This window comes from Kamptonema animale CS-326, assembly GCF_028330895.1.
Classification (GTDB): domain Bacteria; phylum Cyanobacteriota; class Cyanobacteriia; order Cyanobacteriales; family Microcoleaceae; genus Kamptonema; species Kamptonema formosum.
The window spans coordinates 1-20,723 of sequence record NZ_JAQMUA010000467.1; the positions used below are offsets into that span (position 1 = coordinate 1).

Annotated in this window: 13 protein-coding genes and 1 rRNA gene; all 14 read right to left on the bottom strand. The window is 40.4% G+C overall.

The window, feature by feature from the left end; genetic code table 11:
- Positions 1-276: 276 nt before the first annotated feature.
- Positions 277-2,850: a hybrid sensor histidine kinase/response regulator gene (locus tag PN499_RS27285; RefSeq protein ID WP_334311725.1), complete on the bottom strand. Its 2,574-nt coding sequence runs from the start codon at positions 2,848-2,850 to the stop codon at positions 277-279.
- A 50-nt stretch (positions 2,851-2,900) separates the two neighbouring features.
- Positions 2,901-4,349, bottom strand: coding sequence for a HAMP domain-containing methyl-accepting chemotaxis protein (locus PN499_RS27290; RefSeq protein WP_272036485.1), 1,449 nt, complete (start codon positions 4,347-4,349; stop codon positions 2,901-2,903).
- Positions 4,350-4,428: 79 nt separating this feature from the next.
- A complete protein-coding gene (locus PN499_RS27295; RefSeq protein ID WP_272036487.1) occupies positions 4,429-5,880 on the bottom strand; it encodes a methyl-accepting chemotaxis protein in 1,452 nt (483 codons plus the stop codon).
- 244 nt (positions 5,881-6,124) lie between these two features.
- Positions 6,125-8,341, bottom strand: a complete 2,217-nt coding sequence (locus PN499_RS27300) for a protein-arginine deiminase family protein (protein WP_272036489.1) — start codon at positions 8,339-8,341, stop codon at positions 6,125-6,127.
- 94 nt (positions 8,342-8,435) lie between these two features.
- On the bottom strand, positions 8,436-9,308 hold the full coding sequence (nadC, locus tag PN499_RS27305) for a carboxylating nicotinate-nucleotide diphosphorylase (protein WP_272036491.1): 873 nt from the start codon (positions 9,306-9,308) through the stop codon (positions 8,436-8,438).
- A gap of 143 nt (positions 9,309-9,451) precedes the next feature.
- Positions 9,452-9,569, bottom strand: a 5S ribosomal RNA gene (gene rrf / locus PN499_RS27310).
- A gap of 321 nt (positions 9,570-9,890) precedes the next feature.
- Entirely contained in the window at positions 9,891-11,684 is a 1,794-nt protein-coding gene (locus PN499_RS27315; protein ID WP_272036492.1) for a mechanosensitive ion channel family protein, read from the bottom strand.
- A 167-nt stretch (positions 11,685-11,851) separates the two neighbouring features.
- Positions 11,852-12,199 (bottom strand): slr1659 superfamily regulator, encoded by a 348-nt coding sequence (locus PN499_RS27320; protein WP_007353126.1) that lies wholly within the window; start codon positions 12,197-12,199, stop codon positions 11,852-11,854.
- A gap of 47 nt (positions 12,200-12,246) precedes the next feature.
- Positions 12,247-12,837 carry a slr1658 family protein gene (locus PN499_RS27325; RefSeq protein WP_272036494.1) on the bottom strand — a complete coding sequence of 197 codons (591 nt, stop codon included), beginning with the start codon at positions 12,835-12,837 and terminating at the stop codon, positions 12,247-12,249.
- 81 nt (positions 12,838-12,918) lie between these two features.
- Positions 12,919-14,211: a SpoIIE family protein phosphatase gene (locus PN499_RS27330; protein WP_334311724.1), complete on the bottom strand. Its 1,293-nt coding sequence runs from the start codon at positions 14,209-14,211 to the stop codon at positions 12,919-12,921.
- A gap of 55 nt (positions 14,212-14,266) precedes the next feature.
- Positions 14,267-15,304 (bottom strand): chemotaxis response regulator protein-glutamate methylesterase, encoded by a 1,038-nt coding sequence (gene cheB / locus PN499_RS27340; protein WP_272036496.1) that lies wholly within the window; start codon positions 15,302-15,304, stop codon positions 14,267-14,269.
- Between the two features lie 180 nt (positions 15,305-15,484).
- Positions 15,485-18,454 carry a response regulator gene (locus PN499_RS27345; protein WP_272036498.1) on the bottom strand — a complete coding sequence of 990 codons (2,970 nt, stop codon included), beginning with the start codon at positions 18,452-18,454 and terminating at the stop codon, positions 15,485-15,487.
- Positions 18,451-19,140 carry a chemotaxis protein CheW gene (locus PN499_RS27350; protein ID WP_272036500.1) on the bottom strand — a complete coding sequence of 230 codons (690 nt, stop codon included), beginning with the start codon at positions 19,138-19,140 and terminating at the stop codon, positions 18,451-18,453. Before PN499_RS27350 ends, PN499_RS27345 begins: the two co-directional genes overlap by 4 nt.
- A 40-nt stretch (positions 19,141-19,180) precedes the next feature.
- Positions 19,181-20,653 (bottom strand): methyl-accepting chemotaxis protein, encoded by a 1,473-nt coding sequence (locus PN499_RS27355; RefSeq protein WP_465249977.1) that lies wholly within the window; start codon positions 20,651-20,653, stop codon positions 19,181-19,183.
- Positions 20,654-20,723 lie beyond the last annotated feature (70 nt).

Consider the following 20,723-nt stretch of genomic DNA (forward strand, 5'->3'; position numbering starts at 1 on the left):
AATGCTATTATGTGTGGTATCGCAGGCGAGGCTTTACTGAACCATGTAATTATAGTTCATTTGATCTTATCTTCTCTGTTAGACCCTCACGAGTGAGTGTCAGTAACAGGATACCTCATCTTTCTGAGAAAGGCTATAAGTAGTCGGACATAATTAAACGTTAAAAATTAAAAATGAAATTAATTAAATTTTTAATTTTTAATTTTACATTTTTAATTCTTGAGAGAGGCGAGCGCCCACCTGTGCATTTTATAGTGTTTATTTATGTCCGACTACTTACACCAATCTGCTCAAAGTTTGCAACAATACTTCTTGATTGAAATTTCCTTTAGTAATGTAGGCATTTGCCCCTGCTTCTGCACCTCTTTTTTTATCTTCATCCGAAGCTAAAGACGTAACCAAAATAATCGGTAATTCGCTATACTCTCTATGCTGACGAATCTTAGCAGTTAGCTCTAAACCATCTAAATTAGGCATCTGTACATCTGAGACCACAGCATCAAAAGCGCGAGTTTTTAACTTATTATAAGCATCCAATCCATCCACCGCTGTCACAACTTCATAACCCGCAGCTTCGAGAATCCGCTTTTCTTGAGTGCGAGTAGCAATTGAGTCTTCTGCTAGCAGAATAACTTGCTTTGTCGTGACAGCCTCGCTTCCGGGCTCGGTCAAAGTAAGTAAGGGGGTACGGGATACTGCTTGTTTCCGTATAGATTTAATCAAATCTTGAGGATTTAACACCATACAAACTTCGCCAGTACCTAAAATAGTTGCACCTGCAACGTTGCGAACTCGTTTGAGCAAATGACTTTGGGGTTTGAGTACAACATCCTGTTCATCGATCAGAGCATCTACAAATAATCCCAACCGTTCCTCACCAATTTTTAGAATAATACAAAACATTTGTTTATGATTAGCGATGGATAAGTGTGGATGGGAAGTATTATGGTTGGTATTGCCTTGTCTCTCTCCCTTTTTATTATTCCATAACTGCCATGCTTTATTATTTATTTGAAGCAAGTTTTCAAGTTTAGCAACTGATACTGGATGGTCATCTAAAACTATTGTTTCCCTGCCTTCAAGGGGAAAAATATCAGACTGTGATACCAGTCGAATTGTCTGAACAAATTCCACAGGTAAGGCATAATAAATTCCGTTAACAGCTACAATTAACACATGAGCAGTAGTTAAAGTAGTGCCTAGAGACAGCCGCAAAGTACATCCTTGTCCGACTGTTGATTCTACTTGAATGGTTCCTTTGAGAGCTTCTACATTGCTACGAACTACATCTAAACCTACGCCTCTGCCAGAGACCTCAGTCACAAACGTGCGAGTTGAAAAACCCGAAGAAAAAATTAGGCTTTGAATTTGGTTGGCTGTCATTACAGCGAGTTCTTCTTCTGTGTAAATCCCGCGTTTAATTGCCGTTTTTTTAATTTGTTCGATATCTAATCCTCTGCCGTCATCGATGACTTCAATGATGATATTAGTAGCAGTATTGTAGCCTCTGAGCTGAAGGTTGGCGACACTGGGTTTACCTTTTTGTTCGCGTTCCGCTGGTGTTTCAATGCCATGATCGATGGCGTTCCGAATCATGTGCATCAGAGGGTCTTTCATTTCTTCCAGAATGCGCTTATCGGCTCTGGTTTCGCCGCCTACAATAATTAATTCTACTTGCTTACCTTCCTGTCTGGCTAAGTCCCTAACCATCCGAGGAAATATATTAAAAATAGTAGACAAAGGTAGCAACCGTAAAGTGCGAATTCCTTCTTCTAATTCCCCCGCAATTAAATCTAATCTGGCAGTATCTTCATAGATTTCGGTTCTCAAGCTATTGATGAGAATTACCAAATTTTCTAAACGTTCTTCGGCGTATTGGTGATACTTCTGTAATTGCGCCATTGCACCATTTTGTGCAGAGATATGGGTGGGAGTTTCCACCTGGTTAAGCACAAAGCGATTGAGAAAGGCATCTCGGCTCCAATCTTCGCATAAAGTTGTAATTTCTTCGATTTCGGATAATCGGTGAGCGAGTCGAATTTTAGTAACTGTTAGTTCCCCTGCTTGCGTCATTAAAGCATCAAGGTTTTGCGTGGGAACGCGAATAGTTTCAATGCGGTAAGTGGGAGAAGCTGGAAGGGGCGAGTTTTGCAGTGAGTTTGTCTGCGATCGCGAAGAATTATCCGCTAAACCTGTCTCTACAGAATTAGGGGTCATTTCTAATGAGTTTGTCTGTAATAGCGAAGAGCTATCAGTTAAATTCACCTCTACAGCATTCGCCTCCAAAAGTGAAGAGTTATCGGCTAAAACCGTCTCTACAGAATTTATCGGTGAAAGCAAAAAATTATCGCTTACAATCTCCTCAACATTTTGATTTCTAATTTGTTGTTCCTGTGGCGTGATGGTTTGTTCTTCTACATCTGTCTTTTCATGCTGCTGATTTTCTGAGGTTTCCCTATTCCTCTGCTGTGAAGTGGAAGCGCCCATCATCGAGGCAAGGATATAAAAGGTATTGATACCGGAAGATTCTCCTGTTACGGCTTCATTGACGAGTTGGCGGAGGGCTTCCAAACCTTGAGAAAGGCGATCGCTAATTTCGGGAGTTAAAACTGTTTCGCCTCGTTTGACGCTTCCCAAAATATGCTCCATCTGATGAGCTAATGTTGACACATCTTTAACACCCAACATACCAGCATCGCCTTTGAGTGAGTGGGTTTCTCGCAGCAATTCTTCTAATTTGGCGGAGTCATCTGGATATTTTTCTAAATACAGAAATCCGTCGTCAAGTTTCTGTAAATGCTCTTCGCTTGCAGATTTAAAGACATTCCTTAGTTCTTCATCTTCGATCATCATTTTTGTAATTGGTGATTGGTAATTACTAACATTTAACAAACAGTTAATTAAACTAGAGCTTTAAGAAATAGAGCAGTTTCATTCAGGTTTTGCGTACCGATTTTGACTTGGCGGATACCGCTTGCAGTTTCGGCTGCTGCTGTATTGAGAACTCTCATAGCTTCTACTACTTGCTGAATCGCGATCGCTTGTTGTTGAGCATTGAGCGAGATAGTTTGAACGCTGACAGCAATCTCATCAATCGCTACCTTAACACCACTAAAAGTCTCTGCTGTATCTTGGGATATTTTAGCTCCCTCTTCAAGTGTTTTCGTGCTATCCCTCGTTACTATTTCTGTTGAATGAATTGCTTTCTGGATATCTTCAACCAGAGCATTAATCTTAGTAGCCGATTTCTGACTTCGATCTGCTAGCTTGCGAATCTCAGCAGCAAGAACTGCAAATCCATTACTATGAGTCCCGGCACGTACAGCCTCGATCGCGGCATTGAGTGCCAGCATATTTGTTTGGTTAGCTAAATCGCTAACTAAACTTGAAATACTGCCAATTCGATTGGTTTGTTCGCTCAGTTGGCAAATTTGTGCTTGCATCACTACCATTTTTTGTTTAAGGGCAAGCATTTCTGAGAGCGATCGCGCTACTGTCTGAGTTCCTCCGGAAGCTAAATCTAAGACCTGTTTAGCACCCTCTGCGGCTGCTTCAGCCTGCTGGGCCGCAACTTTTGAGGAAGCCGTTAATTGAGTCATCGTGCTAGTAGTTTGATTCACAGCAGAGGCTTGCTGTGCGGAAATTCGATCCTGTTCTTCGGCAGCAACAGCCATCTCTGTTGAAGTTGCCACAAGGGCATTGAGAGTATGTTTAAATGCAGTCAGAATAGAACGGCTGAAGATAAAGCCAATAGGAGAAGCAATCAATAGTGAAATAACCAATAATATTTTAAAAACAAGCTGGATTTCTGCATAAACTAAATTAGCTTTTTCCCGCTCTTCTTTAGCTACCCGGATCTGCAAATTTATCAACTCTTGAAGCTTGGTAGTTAAAGGGTCAGTATTTTTATATAAAGACCTCTCTAAGGCATCTAATTGAGATGTATTTTGACTTTTTAACACTGGCTCGATCTGTGCTATTTTGCTATTGACTTGAATGAATAAATCCTCGGTCTCAGCAATAATAGCTTCCTCTGCCAAAGTTAAATTAGTATTGTGATAAGCATTCCAACTATCCTGAATGATTATCTGAGCTTTATTAATAGCTTGGAGTGCATCATCACTGGTAATTAAACCCACCTCAGCTTTATTAAAGCTATCGATAATCACGATGGCATAACTGTCTGAAACTTGCTTGATCTGTTGCAAAGGCACAACCCGGTCATCATAGATGGTGGCGATTTGCCGATCTATCCGTTCAAAGGAAGAAATAGAATAAATAGCGATCGCCATCAAAATCATTGCTGGGATTATAAAAAAGCCTAAATAGAGCTTTGTGCTTAATTTCATTATATCAATTAGTAAGGCGATCCAGTTTTAACAAGGAATGGGGGAATTAAAAATGCCAAATGGTAGATATCGCAAGTATCTAGACTACGGCTTTAAGGTCTAGTGCGGCTTCATTTAATTTCTGTGTACCCACTTTAGTTTGACCGATCCCGCTAGCTGTTTGGGCCGCTGCTTGGTTAAGAGAATTCATCGCATCAACCACCTGTTCGATGGCAATCACTTGCTGTTTAGCATTCATAGAAATTTGTTGAGAACTCAAAACCACATTGTTAATTGCATTTGCGACACCTACAAAAGCTTGGGCTGTTTCCTCCGCAATATTTACTCCTGCTTCAACTGTTTTAGTTCCCTGCTCTGTCACCATTACTGTAGAATTAATCGCCATTTGAATATCACCAACCAGAAGATTAATTTTATCCGCTGATTTTTTACTCTGATCGGCTAGTTTGCGAATTTCTGCTGCAACAACTGCAAACCCTTTGCCATGTTCCCCTGCTCGCACTGCTTCAACTGCTGCATTTAGTGCCAGCATATTAGTCTGATTTGCCAGATCGCTTACCAAAGTTGAGATATTACCAATTTGATCGGTTTGTTCTCTCAATTGCATAATCTGTCCTTGCATAGCCGACACTTTAATTTTTAGTGTTGCCATCGCTTCTAAGGTTTTGCCTACAGCTTTTGTTCCGCCTCCAGCCAGGTTTAAAGCTTCTTTTGCTTCATTGGCTGCACTTTCTATCTGCTGTGCAGTTGCTCTTGAAGAGGCACCCAATTCATCCATTGTCGTGGTAGTTTGATTAACTGAAGCTGCTTGCTGAGTTGCCATACGTTCCTGTTCATCCACTGTTGCTGCAATCTCAGTTGAAGAAGTCGCGATCGCATTGATTGCCCGATCAATTGTTTTGACAATACCTGAAGAAATTAACCAAGCAATAAGTACACCAAACAGTACCAAAAAAGCTGAACCTCCTATCAACAAGATGATTAAAAAGTTTAAAGAAGCTTTTGCTTCTGTCATTTCTGCTTTTAGAAGAGATTGTTCAGATTCTGTGAATACAATGCTCAATGCCTCAAATTGATTAATAAATTGAGTCCCTTTTCCTTGGTTAAATAAAGTTAAAGCTTCAGTTCTTTTATTCTGCTTTAATAAAGCGATGATTTCATCACTAAAATCTGCATATTCATTAACAAATTCAACCATTTTGTCTAATCGGGTTCTCTGTTCCGGGTTTTTAATTAGTGGTTTTATGTTATTAGCCGCATTACGAGATAAGTTCAATCCTGTTTGATATTGAGTTATAAAATTATTATCTCTGTTGATTATATAGCCGCGAAAGCTCCGCACTGCTTGATCTGAACCTCTATACATATTGTTAGTATTTATAATAATATTCTGCACCCTCTCAACTTCTTTAAAAGCATAAAATACTTGATTGGCTGTTATGTAAGCTAATACAGACAATGCCAGGTAGATAAATCCCGGAATTGCATACCCAAGTAACATTCGATTTCTCATTCTTAATTGATTAAACATCCGCCGCTTTTCCTTGAGTTAAGTAATCAGGACTTACGCACCCAACCTCATAAACCGGGTTTTTTGACGAAAATACTTCGCCCGTACCCACAGATACTCTCAAAAACCCGGTTTCTAGGACTCCATGCTTAAGTCCTAGTAATCTCATCTGTGAGCTTGACTATGATTATACTTCCGAATCGTTGTTTATACGCGGTAAATATTATCTAGATCGTTAAACCCTTCTGCTTTCTCGTTATCAAAATTAGAACTCCCAAAAAGGCTTGACTTCTCCCTGACGTATCGTATTAGTAGCAGAGTGAGTATTACCTCTGAGTTCGTGATAATACTTGTCTTCCAAAAAGTTAACCGTAATCCCGGAAGGTGCTACTAATTGGCGAAATTTCTCCTGAGTGTAATCTTGACCGTCAATCATTGGGCCGCGAGGGTTAGAAACTAACAATTGACCGTTTACTGCTACAGAGTTAACCATATTGGGCCACCAAGCATAACCGCTGTAACCGAACATCGCTGGAACTTGGATAATGCGATCGTCCGTGAGTTGAAACTCTTTTTTCAATTTTGACAACAGTGGGTTAATTTTTTCCTGTTGCAAATAGAGATTATGCTGAATTAGCGATTTATTATTCAAAGCAGCACGAACAGTTGTTTGGGTGCTTAAATCGCGATTAACGATCGCATCATTGTAGCCTTTTTTAGCTAGTTCTTCCAACAATTTTACTCCCGCTTCTGGACTGACCACCATTAATAATGGTTGACCGGAATTACTGGGAATAAAACTGATGATTTCATCAGCATTGCGAATTAAAAGCCAAGAAGTATCAATGTCAACTGGTGGCCCTTGAACTTGCTGAGCTTTAATAAAATCAACTACCTCTGGATTGAGTGTTGCCGTGCCAGAATTGCCATAATAAACTCGACCCATTGGATATCCAGCCAGGGGCGGTGTTACTTCTAAATTACCATACCCATCTGACCACTGATTGAGAGGATCGAGGCCTCGCGATTGACCGATTTCAAAGGTTCCGAAGTCGCGACCTAAGAGTGATTTACTCTGATTGTCACCTCCCCGTTTTAGCGCGGAATTGAAGGTGCGAATCCCCACTTTGTCGGGAAATTGAACATAGCCAATTTCTTTAGTTTCTTGCAGCCAAATGCTGTCACCCGGAGTGATTTTTGTTTTCGTATCTGTGGGTTCTATTGCTTGCTTAATTTGAGCTACAAAGTCCGAATTTTGCACGCCGCGATCGCTGACATAAATTTCCTTAACTGGTGCTGTATTGGGCGACATAATCCAGGGAGATACTCCCATTTGAATTGTGTCCGCAGCCATTTCTTTGCCATTTTTAATGGCAGTGGCTTTCAGGGCAATTACGCCACTCCAGTTGCGATCGCGAAACTGTTTAGCTTCTACACCCAAGACCATCTCGCGGTCAAAAACTAGCGGCTCTTTGCCGGAAATATCTACAATTCTCCAGCCGTCATTGGTTTTTTGAAAAATATTAACGTGGCGGAGGGAGGCGGTGTCAGCGGTGAGAAATATTTGGGAACCCACAAATTCTTCTGATAGTTTCAAGGTAATGGGAGCTAAATCTTGTACATCGCGCTCTCCATTTACTTTTAGATCTTGCCAATCCGAAATTCCTTTGCGATCGTCATCATCATGATTAAATAGTATTAGCGCCCCGCTAGCAAGAGACCATTTTTCACGTTTTTGTTCGTCTCGCTGGTCAATTATAGCATCTCTGTTTGTATCCCCCAAAAAGGAAAAACCTAGAGGGGGTGTGACGCTAGTTGAGGGGATAGATAGTGGGGTAACAGTGGCGGTTTTGCTAACATTGGCTTTTGCCTGTTTTTCTAACCTATCTCTATTTTTAGCTTCCTCAATCGATCGCGCTAATTGCCATTCATAAGTGGCGATCGCAACGTATCCCTGATATTCGATAGTTTTTTCAATGGCTTTATCCGCTAGAAAAGATTCTTGAGGAATTTGGCGCAAAATTTCGATTGCTGCTTGCCACAAATGTTGCGATCGCTCCCAGGTAGCAGCGTTAGGGCTCGGTATGCGTCCAATTTCCACAGCTTGCCTTGCTAATTTAGCAGCTTGCTGCCAAGTATTATTTGCTTCTTCTTCAATCAGAATGCTAGCTTCAACCGCTTGGAGGTTTCGGCGCGAATTTTCAGACTGTTGGCGCTGGATTTCCTCTCTCCAGGGTTCTGGAAACAGAGTAGGATCGCTATTTTGGGTGAGTTTATTTAGGTCAGCTTTGAGGCGATCGCGAAGTTTGTAAAGTTCCGGTAGCGATCGCGCACTCGGAGTCGTATCTTGAAGCTGGTAGGTTTGGAGCGTTGAGTCGATCGAAGATTGAGCGAGTGTATGGGGGACAGCAACCCAGACGATACCAACCACGACACCGAAGGCATTGACGAGGGCGATCGCAACGTACCGAATCCAGCGCATTAGTTTATCCTCAGCTACTAAGCTAAATCTTAGCAGGATTACGCACTCATAGCCGTTTTCAGTCAGTTAACTGTTAACTGTTAACTGTTAACTGTTAACTGTTAACAAATTTCATGCTTAAATCTAGCCAAGTTGAACGGGTAATAGGAGCACTGGTTGAAATGTAGTCTACTCCAGTTTCAGCTACACTTCTAATTGTTTCTAAGGTAATATTACCAGAGGCTTCAATTTTGATGCGGTTGCTATGCTGACGAACGATATCCACTGCTTGGCGCATTAAGTCAACAGACATATTATCTAACATAATTATATCTGCTTCATGTTTTAAAGCTGTTTCTACTTCTGCCAGTGTTTCTGTTTCTACTTCTACTGTTAAAGGATAGGGAATAGTTGCTCGGATGCGATCGATCGCTTCGCCAATTCCCCCCACAGCAGCAATGTGATTGTCTTTAATCATTACTCCATCGTCTAATCCCATCCGGTGATTTCGCGCCCCACCGACTTGAGTAGCATACTTTTCTAATATTCTCAAACCCGGTGTTGTTTTGCGAGTATCTACCAGTTGTACAGGTAAATCTGCGATGCGATCTACATATTTTTGAGTAAAAGTAGCAATGCCACTGAGACGCATAGCTAAGTTCAATGCTACTCTTTCTCCTGTTAACAAGGCATCAAAATTGCCCGCAATTTCTGCAATGATTTTTCCTTTTTCACACCACTCTCCTTCTGAAACTTGGGGGATAAATTTGACGCTGCTATCTAAAAGGTGAAATACTCTGGCGGCGATCGGTAATCCCGCAATGATTCCTGACTCTTTAACTATCCATTTAGCTGTGCTCTGGATGCTTTGGGGGGGAAATAAAGCGGATGTGGTGCGATCGCCTCTACCGATATCCTCTACCAGCCAACTTTGTAACAGCGAATCTAATACAATCCAAGGAGGAAGCGGAGAAAAAGGTTTAATCATTATTGAAGGAAGAAGGAAGAAGGAAGAAAAAAGTTAACAGTTAACAGTTAACAGTTAACAGTTAACAATTAACAATTAACAACTAACCAAAACACTAAAGCTCTTTTCCTTCATTGCTGGAAAAGAGCCTTAGTTTTATATTATCCTGGCACCGAGCTATTTTTCCAGGCAGTTACCCACCAAGTATCTTCGCCGCAGCAGCGTTTAACATCCGAGTTCGGGATGGGATCGGTGTGGTTCCACCGCGCCATTGGCACCAGGAAAGCTTTTTAAACTTTCAATGCTTTTGGGGCTTGAGCTAGATGCGTTACTTACTTCTTTCTGTTTCAGTAGCCTTACATCTTTTTACGCTTCACCTTTAATAAACTACCAAGTTTTCCCCGCTCTGTCAACCCCTTTTTGAAAGGTTTTTTAAAATTGGCTGAAGTCCTCTCCAATAATAGGTTTTGCCTTGTTTAGCTTAGCTGGCCTAGTAAGGAGCGATCGCTGCTGCGCTTTTATAGGCGCTTTAACCCGATCTTACCTTAGCTAACCTACTAAGGAGGGCTAAGGAGGGAGCGATCGCATCACCGAAGTCCAGCATTACTTGTCAAGAGCTTTTCCCGACTTGGCCCCAGATTTATTCCTACCTACCGACAAGTAAAATGCAAAGCCTTGTTTAGCAGTCGTGGAATCAAGTCCAGTCTGTACAAAACTGCTGACAGGACTCTGAGTAATGCTAGCATCGACAGCATTCCCATTCTCCTGTGTCTCACCTATCTCTTTAATACCATTCCAATTCATGTAAGTATTTTGGAGACAGCGGAAGATTTCTTGATAAATTTGGCTTCTAACGCGATCGCCCCTTTTCCCATCTTCCAGTTTAATATCATCCACAAAAAAGCTAATATTTAATTCAAGATACACCGAAGACTCCTCGTGATTCATTCCGATCATCCTGATTTGCGGTTCTTGCCATTTTTTTCTCGGCACTTTCAACTTCTCTTTGAGCCATTTAATTATCTCTATCACATAATCATCCAAACGAGTTTCGTCAGCTTGAGGATTAGAAATTTTTTGAGATAATCGTTGCGCCCTCCGCTTGAGCAAATTAATCTTTCGTTCCCATTCATCTGAAATGAAGAATTGATCCTCATCCAGCAAGTTAGGATCTCTGAGCCAAATTCGATACCACTCTCTAATTAGCTCAATCAGTCCTTCTTCATTATATTCTTCAAAATTAACAACAGCACTGCGACCTTCCGTTTCCTCGCTAATTTGAAAACCTATGAGTTCTAAAATTGCTTGGTATTCCTGTTGAACATTTTCTCTTTCATCTTGAGTTAAACCTCCTTTTTCAGCAAATTGCACAGTCACAACTAAAGATTCAAGAGCTTGTTCAATTTCCTCTAATTTTAAATTTACTTCTTGTTCAGCCAGTAACCGCAATTTGCCAATTTCTTGTTGTTCCCATAGATTCACATCACTTTCTTCAGCGTTATAGTAATTATCAATCACCTCCAATTTAGCATCTATGTCCCCTAAAGTATCTGGATGAGCTAACACAATTGCTTGCATCAGCTTCTTCGATTCCTCAAAATTACCCTCTGAGGGTATTTCTATTTCGAGAGAGTGATAGTATAAAGAAGTAGGACGACTTAAATTAGTTAGTTTTTGACCCTGCAAAACACTATTGGGAATATAAACATCACAATGATTACTAAATATATAAAGCTGAGTTACCCTAATGCCAATCCGGCGCAGCATTCCAATTGAGCCATCTTCAAGAAGCAAAATATCACCAAATCTAAAAGGAGTATCTATGAGTAAAACAACCCCACTAAAAAAATTAGATAAAATATCCTGAAGTGCAAAACCGAGAACAAAAGTAGCGCCACCCAGTGCTACCCAAATTCCACTTAAATCAACCCCAAAGGAGCTGAGCAAAAGCACACCGCCAACCAGGTAAATAATCACAGGGACAACGGCTGAGAGGATGGGAAGCAAGACATCATCCCACATCGCCTCAGTTTTTTTAGTGTATTCTTTTAGGTAATAGATAAAAACTTCAACAAATAATTGCACTAACCAATAACTAATAGTGGCAATTGAAATCGGTGTTAGGAGATGTTCTAGTGCAGCAAGAAGATCGGCCGACACGAATTTTCCAACAGTAAATTTTAGACTATAAATAGCGCCGACGATCAGGAGGGGATAAGAGGAAACACTTAAGGTAACGAGGGCAATATCCTGCTCAAGTTTACGAAAAATGGGGCGCATAATATAAAACAAGAATATATATAATACTCCTGTTCCCAGAGCGTTAATTAACAAAACAAACAGGAACTTGACCGCTATATTCAGCGTTTCAAATTGATGCAATAGATTTTCTAACATAGAAGTTACTACCTCAAATAAATTACTTTAATTTTTGGATCGGGAACTCAACAATAATTAATATTATTAGCTGGAGCGACTAATAGCCTAAATTCTTCAAATTTGAAATCGATAAATCTATAAAAACTCTCAGAAAAATGGCGAGCGCTCCTAACTATTTTACCTGATTACACTACCAGTTTTAAACCTGGAAGCAATCGCTCTAAGTTTTTCAGTGATTTAGCTTGCCAAGGCATTGTCTTTGAACCTAAAACTATCAATTGAGTTTTCTTTTTCCGCATACCCAGTACAAATTTCGACAGCATACTGATCCCTGAACTATTGAGGAATCCTAATTCTTTTACATTTAATGTTAAGGTTGAGGATGCTAAACTAGCCGCTTCATCAAGCAACTTAACAATTGGAGCATAATCCTTGGGGCCTCCTAGACTGATTTCCCCTTTAAAATAAACTGTTGACGATGCTGGATCGTATTCAACTTTATAGTCCTCACCCTTGACTTCTTGATTGCTCATAAGCTGTCTATTTTTTTTCTTCAGCGGTCTAAATTTATTAGTTAATATTATACAACAATTTGAGCCATTGTAGTAACTAGGATAACTTGTGGATCGGTAGATTTTGTCTCGAATTTCCAGCCTAATTTGGCTGAATAATCATTGATGATGGTCAGCAAGCCTAAGCCAGAAGCTTCATCTTGTTCGGATTCGGCTGCTTTTTCAACCTGCCGAATATATAACTCATTAGGATCTGCCGATAGTAATTCTTCAATAAAAGCTTGAAATTGCTCAACTTTTTCATAAGTAATACTGTTTTTAGTAAAAATGATAGGAGTGACTATCTCTATTTCTTTCACAAAATGAATACCAAACCGAACTCGCTCGTGCCGGCTAAATTCGTTAAATTTCATCGCATTTTCTAAGAGTTCGTTTCCAATATAACTCACAGCAGTTTGTATGGCTTTGATGCGTTCTTCTCCCTGAGCCTCATCTTCATCAATGGGCAAAAGATTCGCGAAATAATTAGCTACAAAATGAGCCGATAAACGATGATTACGCCATATTTGTTCGCTGAGCAGAGAACTTTGAGTAAAGATCAGTTCCAAAGAATTATATTGCGGAAAATCCTCAATAAAATATCCAAAAGATTGGTTCATTTCTACTGCCTAGTTAAGTGAGAAAAAACAGATTCAAGCTTAATTTTTGATAACAAAACGTTCGACTTTTCTCTGGGAATATCAGTTCCCAAAAAAGTTGAATTTCTTCTTTGCCTTCACCGTTTCCTTAACTTCCTCTATAGGTTCCTCTTCCTCCAATGCTTCCATCTCCTCATATTGTTCTTGTTGTTTTATCACCACTAAAGTAATGTCATCAAAAACCTTTTGTAAACCAATGAATTCTTTAAGGTCATCAATTATTGCTTGCTTAATTTCTTCGGCAGAAACCTCCCAATTTTGACTAATAACTTCGCATAGTTTTTCCAGCCCATATTGTTTTTTCTGGATGTTATATGCTTCAGGGATTCCATCCGTATAGAGCACAATTCCATCGCCCTCTTTTAATTCAATCGTAGTATGATTGATAAACTCAATAATTTCCTCATCTAATCCAATGGGAAAACCTAAATTCATCGTATTAATACGTTCAACATGACCTCCTTTTCGCACTACAAGAGTTTCCTCATGCTGACCGCTGATGCTGACTCTACCTTTTGTATAAGTAAGAATGACTAAGGTTAAATTCTTTTCAGAATTCATCCGAGTCACATTTTTATAAATAGTGCGGTTGAGGGCAGCTAAAAATTTAACTGGATCGAGTTCTCGAATTTCTTTAAGAGTGCGGACTGCTGTTTGCGTCATTACCATCAAAATACCACTTTCGAGTCCATGTCCCGTCACATCACCAATTCCAATAGTAACAACACCGTCTACATAAAGAACGTCATAGTAGTCGCCACCTACTTCATCAGCGGGTTCCATAAACCCTGCAATTTCTAAACCTTCAATCGCGTCTAGTTCGTCCGATGTAGGTAGAATCATCTGTTGCATTTGACGCAACATATCTAGCTCTTTAGCCATCCGAAAGTTTTCCGCTTGGAGGATAGCTTCAGCTTCGTTGCGCTTGAGAAGATTTACATAAGCTTTAGAATGATATCGGATACGGGCGATCAGTTCGGCTTTATCGGGGAGTTTAACTATATAATCATTAGCACCTAATGCAAAAGCTTTAGCTTTGATTAGCGGTTCTTCTTTACTAGAAAGAACAATTAGGGGAACATATCTCGTAGGAGCATTTTTTGCTCGCAAAAAGCGCACTAAAACCAGTCCCTCCATTTCTGGCATAACTAAGTCTTGTAAAATGACAGTAGGCTGACACGCTCTAGCCACTTTTAGAGCTTGAGTAGGGTCGTTACAGTAATGAAATGTGATATCTTTTTCGGGAAGCAACATTCGACGAACCGCTTCGCCGATCATTGGCTGGTCGTCGATGAGCAAGACTGTAATCGGATCTTCTATCATTTCTGCTATCATTGAATTCACTTCCTTTTGAGATATTGATCGGAATATAAAAAGTAAGAAGAAGTAACTAACGGTTCATTGCTAATTGCTTAATTAAAGTAGAAGCGATAGCATCTAGGGGTAAAATTTCCACCACAGCGCCTAATTCTACTGCGGCTTTCGGCATTCCATAAACCACACAACTTGCCTGATTTTGGGCGATGGTATGCCATCCTTTTGCCCGTAATAAATTTAGCCCTTCCGCTCCATCTCTACCCATTCCTGTTAGTAGCACAGCAGTGCCTTGCCGATGCCAGTAATGAGCAACACTTTTAAAAAATACATCAACTGAAGGACGATAGGGATAATCAATTGGGTTTTTCGTATAACTTAAGTTGAAATTGGGTTGTAATGAAAGGTGATCGTTTGTCCCGGCAATTAATACCTTTCCTACTTCTAAACGACTACCTTCGGATGCTAGCTCCACGCTCAGAGGGGTTTGTTCATTCAGCCATTCTACCAAACTAGGAGTAAATTGTGCATCTACGTGCTGGATGATAGCTACTGCTGCACCAAAGTTTGCTGGTAAATGAGAAAGGATCTTTGCTAGAGCATTTGGCCCTCCAGTAGAAGAACCGATCGCAACTAAGGGAGGAATGCGGGATGCTAGAGGTGAAAATATAGATTTAGGACTTTGGATAGGGATTCTAGATTTATAAGCTGGTGCTGATTTACCAATTAGTTTACCAATAGTCACTATTTTAGCAAGCAAAGCTTGAGCTGATTCTGGATTGCCGCCAGCTCCTAAAACTGGTGTACTAACGGCATCTAATGCTCCATATCCCATTGCTTCAAATACTTTAGAAGCATTTTTTTCAACGCTAGCTGTTACTACTACAATGGCGCAAGGAGAATTCTTCATAATCTGGCGAGTTGCCTCTACTCCATCCACGATCGGCACGAGCAAATCCATCAAAATTATGTCAGGGGTATCCTGGGCACATTTGCTAACTGCTTCAGCACCATCACGAGCTATCCAAGCCACTTGATATTCTTGGACAGTCATCAAGACGCGCCGTAGCGTCTCTACTGCCATCACCATGTTGTTTACAATTGCGATTCTCATATTATTGGTTAGTTGTTAGTTGTTAGTTGTTAGTTGTTAGGGTTAGGGGTTATAATTATCAGACTTACGCTCATCGTACTGCTGCCTCTTGGCAGTGTGATAAATGGTTTTACATAATTACTAGGTTAGTAGTATTAACACCCAACAATCAACAATTAAACACTAACCACCAAGCACTAACTAATGACCAATCAAATCGTAAACGGCGTTTACCAATGTATCGTCCTGAAAACTAGCTTTCGTTAAGTAATAATCTGCTCCAGCTTCTAAGCCACGTATACGGTCTTCTTCACGGTCTTTATAGGAGACAATAATCACTGGAATTGAACTGAATTTAGGATTATTTTTAATCTTGGTGGTAAATTCGATTCCATTCATGCGCGGCATATCAACATCACTAATTACCAAATCGTAGTGATTTGTAGAAACCGCGTGCCAACCTTCCATTCCATCGACTGCAACATCAACATTGTAACCTTTATTTTGTAACAATTTTCGTTGCATTTCTCGCACGGTAATAGAATCATCCACTACCAGAATACTCTTGGGGCCCTCTACAGCAAATTTATCAGAACTGTTAATAACACGGTTCAATAGACTGTTGTTAAGCAAATTATCAACAGAACGCATCAAGTCAGAAGCATCAACAATTAGGATAGGAGAACCGTCTCCCATTAGAGCCGCAGCACTAATATCCTGAACTTTACCGAGCTGCGGATCTAAGGGTCTTACCACTAAATCGTGTTCGCCCAAAAATCGATCTACCACCAGTCCGTAATAATCTGATTGTTCGCTGATCACAACCACAGACAAAGTATTAGAAGGAGGCGGAGGTTGCTTCAATTCTAAAACTTGATAAGCAGCTACTAAGCCGATATTCCTATTGTCCATAGTGAAATATTGCCGATTTTCCACTGAGGAAATTTCTTCTTTATTCACATTGACAATTTGCTCAATCCGCGCTAAAGGAAAGGCATATGGTTCGCCGGATATTTCTACTAACAGGGTGCGAACAACTGAAAGAGTCAAAGGCAATTGGAAGTGAAAAGTCGTACCTTTTCCCAAAGTAGAACTTGCTCTGACCGTTCCTCCAACTTCGTGCGCCATGCTTTTAGCAATATCTAAACCCACACCGCGACCGGAAATTTCTGTGACTTGTTTGGCGGTAGAAAATCCTGGTAAAAATAGAAATTCCATCAGTTCACTTTCACTGAGCTGAGCTACTATTTCGGGTGTTGCTAGGTTCTTATTAAGAATTTTTTGGCGCAGCCAATCAAAGTTAATTCCTCTCCCATTATCAACGATGGTAATTGATAGCATTCCTCCTCGATGGACTGCTTCTAACCGCACAGTTCCTTCTGCTGGTTTGCCTGCGGCTATGCGCTCTTCAGGAAGCTCAAGACCGTGATCTATAGAATTCCTTAAAATGTGGGTGAGGGGCGCTTCTAGTTTTTTGATAATATCACGATCTACTGGTGTAGATTTGCCAAAAATTTCAAATTTTACTTGCTTATTGAGCTTCCGGGCTAAATCTCGGATCATGCGCGGAAATCCCTGCACACCATCGGCAAAAGGGCGCATATTAGATTGGATTACTTCCTGATAGAGGCGATCGGAAAGATTGCTAGTGCGACGGGCATATAATTCTAATTCGATCAGGCGATCGTTCAAAATCTGACGGCATTCTCGCTCTTTTGTTCGAGCGGCTTCTAAATAGCTCTCTGTATCTTGATGGTGATTAACTGTTAAATTTTGTTGAAAAATTTCTAAAATTTTCGATAATTCTAGTTGCCGTTTCTTGAGAATAGTTAGGGAATCTGCAAAAGGCTGAAGCCAATTTGCTTCGATTAGAGATTCGCCAGCTAAACCCATGATCCGATTTAAGTTTTCGGCACTTACTCGTACAACGCGATCGCTAGCACTACTATCTGCTGCGGGCAATTTTGCTTGCTCTATATAGCCAGATATTGGATTAAGAATGGAGTTAGTTTCATCGAACTTATTTTCAGTATTTGGTTGTGTTTGGATATTACCGGGAGTAGCCACAACGATTTCTTGTTTTTGTATGGCAATTGTTTGTACCTGATTTTTCTGCTGTGAAGGCAAGCTTTGATCCCTTTGAACTGATGGGGTTCCGGGTGTCAAAAGAGCATAAATTTCCTCTCTGGTAGTTTCAATATCCTGCTGATTTTCCTTAACCCAAATTTGTCCTTGCTGACTGATATTTGTCAGCAGATCGACTCCATGCAGTAACACATCAACTCCCTCTGCTTCCAGAGTAATCTTTTCGTTTTGTGCTGCTACAAAACAGTCCTCCATAACATGAGCTAAATTAACAGCAGCATCCAGGGCAACAATACGTGCAGCTCCTTTAACAGAATGGGCTGCCCGCATCAAAGACTCTAAAACTTTAGGAGAGCCTGGTTGACTTTCCAGAGCTAGCAGTCCCTCGCTTAAAACAGCGGCTTGGGCCTCTACTTCCAGCTTGAATAACTCCACCATTGAAGTGTCACCGATGGTTGATATCTCATCTAGCTCTAGAGCATCTTGACTATATTTAGTAACTGTTACTTGTTCATCTCTGAGATCTTCTGGATTAGAAATGGGGGAAGATTTTATAGCAGCAGGTATATTAGGGGAAACTGTTATCTGTTGGCTATTACTATCATCTTCTAAACCTACTTCTAAACTTGGGATTTCTGATTTTGTAGGCAAACTTTTAAATTCTACTTTTGGCTGAGCAACTGATTGTGCGCTTGATGTAATTAGAGTGTCAATACTATTTGTAAGTGTAGCGATATTTTCTTGATTTTCTAAAATCCAACTCTCTAAAGTTTCTTCCTTGAGGTGGCTAATATTGAAGAGTAAATCAACTCCTTCTAGTAGTAAGTCAATTTCAGTATTACCTAGTATAAAGCTTTGCTTTTGGACGCGATCGAGGCAATTTTCTATAATTTGAGCCAGGTTAATAGCAGCATCAATTTCAACAAGCCTAGCGGTTCCTTGAATCGCATTAACAACACGCATTAATGGCTCCAACTTTTGACCAGACTGCGGTTCAGTTTTCAGAGAGATGAAACCCTGATTTAATATTGCTATTTGGGCTTCCACTTCTTGCTGGAATACATCTAGCATTGTACTCTCGCTCATAATATTCTCCTATTTAAGGTATAAAACAATAAATCAGCATCGAGGTAATTCACCTTATGCCCCTGCCACAAAATCACCCCTTTTGTATAAGCTTCTGATGCTTTTGAAATCACTACGGGTGTATTTTGTAATTCTCCGAGCTGGAAGCGATGAATACCGCAAACTTCGTCAACGATAAAAACCCAGCGATTATCTTTTTTTGCCACAACTATCATCCTTTTAGCCGCAACAGAAGTAGGACGTTCTGAAGAGTTAACGTTAGCTTGCAGGTCAAGAAGATGTCGGAGAGAAACACACATTAGAATTTCACCTCTAATGTTGACCAAACCCATAAAAAGTTCGCTGTTGCGGTGAGGTAAGGTATGAATGACACAGGGATCTGTTACTTCCTGAAGCAACCTTACTGGCACAGCGAACCATTCACCGCCTAGAAGACAGATCGCAACTGATACAGTTTCTCCCGAAGGAACTATCGTCCCGCCAAGTGGTGTTTGAGAATGATCGGGATGACTTTTTGCTAGTACCTCTGTCCACTCATTTACATACTCTGGTGGCGCTTCCCTTTCTAATAAACTGCGTCCAGCCGCAGAATAAACGGGGCAGTTCCGACAGTGTATTACTGCTTTGAGTTGCTCGCAGGAACGATCGCCCTCAACTCCTATTTTGTTCCAGCAATCATTACTCATTACTTTCATTTCTACCTAATTTACTGTAGAATCATTATCTCTAACCAACATTAAAACCAGAGACTCGCTGACGTAAGCCTTGTGCCGTTTCATTCAAGTCTGCGATCGCACTGTTAATCTCACGCAGAGATTGAGTAGTTTGCGAAGAAGCTTCACTTAGCTGCACCATTCCTTCACTAATTTGATTTGCCCCTTCTGACTGTCCTTCCATGCTGGTACTGACCTGTTGAAAGCGAGGAGTTAAGGTTTGTACTTGCCCAATAATCGACTCTAAATTTGTGCCAATATTACGGACATCTTCCACACCCCGCTCTACATCTTTAGTAAACTTATCCATTTCCATTACCCCTGTTGAAACTGAACTTTGCATCTCTTTTACCGTATTTTCAATATCTAATGTCGCCACTGCTGTCTGATCGGCTAAGCGGCGAATTTCACGGGCAACCACAGCAAAACCCGTTCCGTACTCCCCAGCTTTTTCCGCTTCAATGGCCGCGTTAAGCGAGAGTAAATTAGTTTGATCCGCTACTTTTGTAATAGTAGTAACAATGCTGTTAATATTATTAGCTTTATCACTAATTGTCCCCAGTTTTGAGGAAATCGTATTAGTTGCCTCTGCCAATATCCGCATAGTTTTTTCCATCTGTATTAATTCTTTTTGACTATTCACCGTCCCCTGAGCCGTAGCTTGTGATGTATATTCAACTTCATCCATAGTCTTCACCAGTTGTGAAGATGTTGCAGCAATCTCCTTGATTGTGGCAGCTATCTCATTAGTGGAGGCCGCCTGTTCAGTCATGGTTGCTTCAAGTTCTTTCCCAGAAGCTGCGATTTGGGTGCTAGAGCTAGTAATTTTAATCCCTGCTTGCTGTACCTGTTGAATTAATGCACTCAAGTTTTTCGCTAGGTTAAAGATCATATATGCCACCACTAGGGCTATGGCTGTAATGGCTATAGATGATAAACGTATTAACTTAATCGCTCCTTCTGTTTCCTCACTCAGCGATTTTAAAGATTCTTGCTCGATTTGGGTAAATTCTTCATTTATTTTGTCGAATTCTCCTAAATTGTTTTTCGATTCTGCCAGATATGTAGTTACCGCCTCTTGTAGCTTACCTTCATCTCTCAAACGGAAAGTTCTTTTCGATAGTTCTTCAAATTGATTTTCTAGCTCTATCATCTTAGTGAATTTTTCTTTTTGTTGTGCATTGGAATTGTCTGAAATTAGTATTTCTACCTCTTTCCTAGCTTCCAAATACAGATTTTTCTGGTTCTCAAAAGATTGTAAAGCACCCTCAGCATTTCCCACAAGTAAATAGCCGCGAACTTGTCTAGCCATCATCGAAGCTCTCAACATCATTTCCTTTGTCCCTAGAAGCGTATTCCGCCCTATTCTTGTGTGTTTATAAAGTTGAAGTGAGCGAGAAGCATTTACATATACTAGCCCACTCAACAATATGAATAATATTGCAGGAATCGAATAAGTAAAGACGAGGCGTGTACGGAAGTTCATTTTGTCAAACCTGATAATTTACCTGGGGAGTTTAATGGCATCAAACTCTACATTTGTATTGATTTTTTTA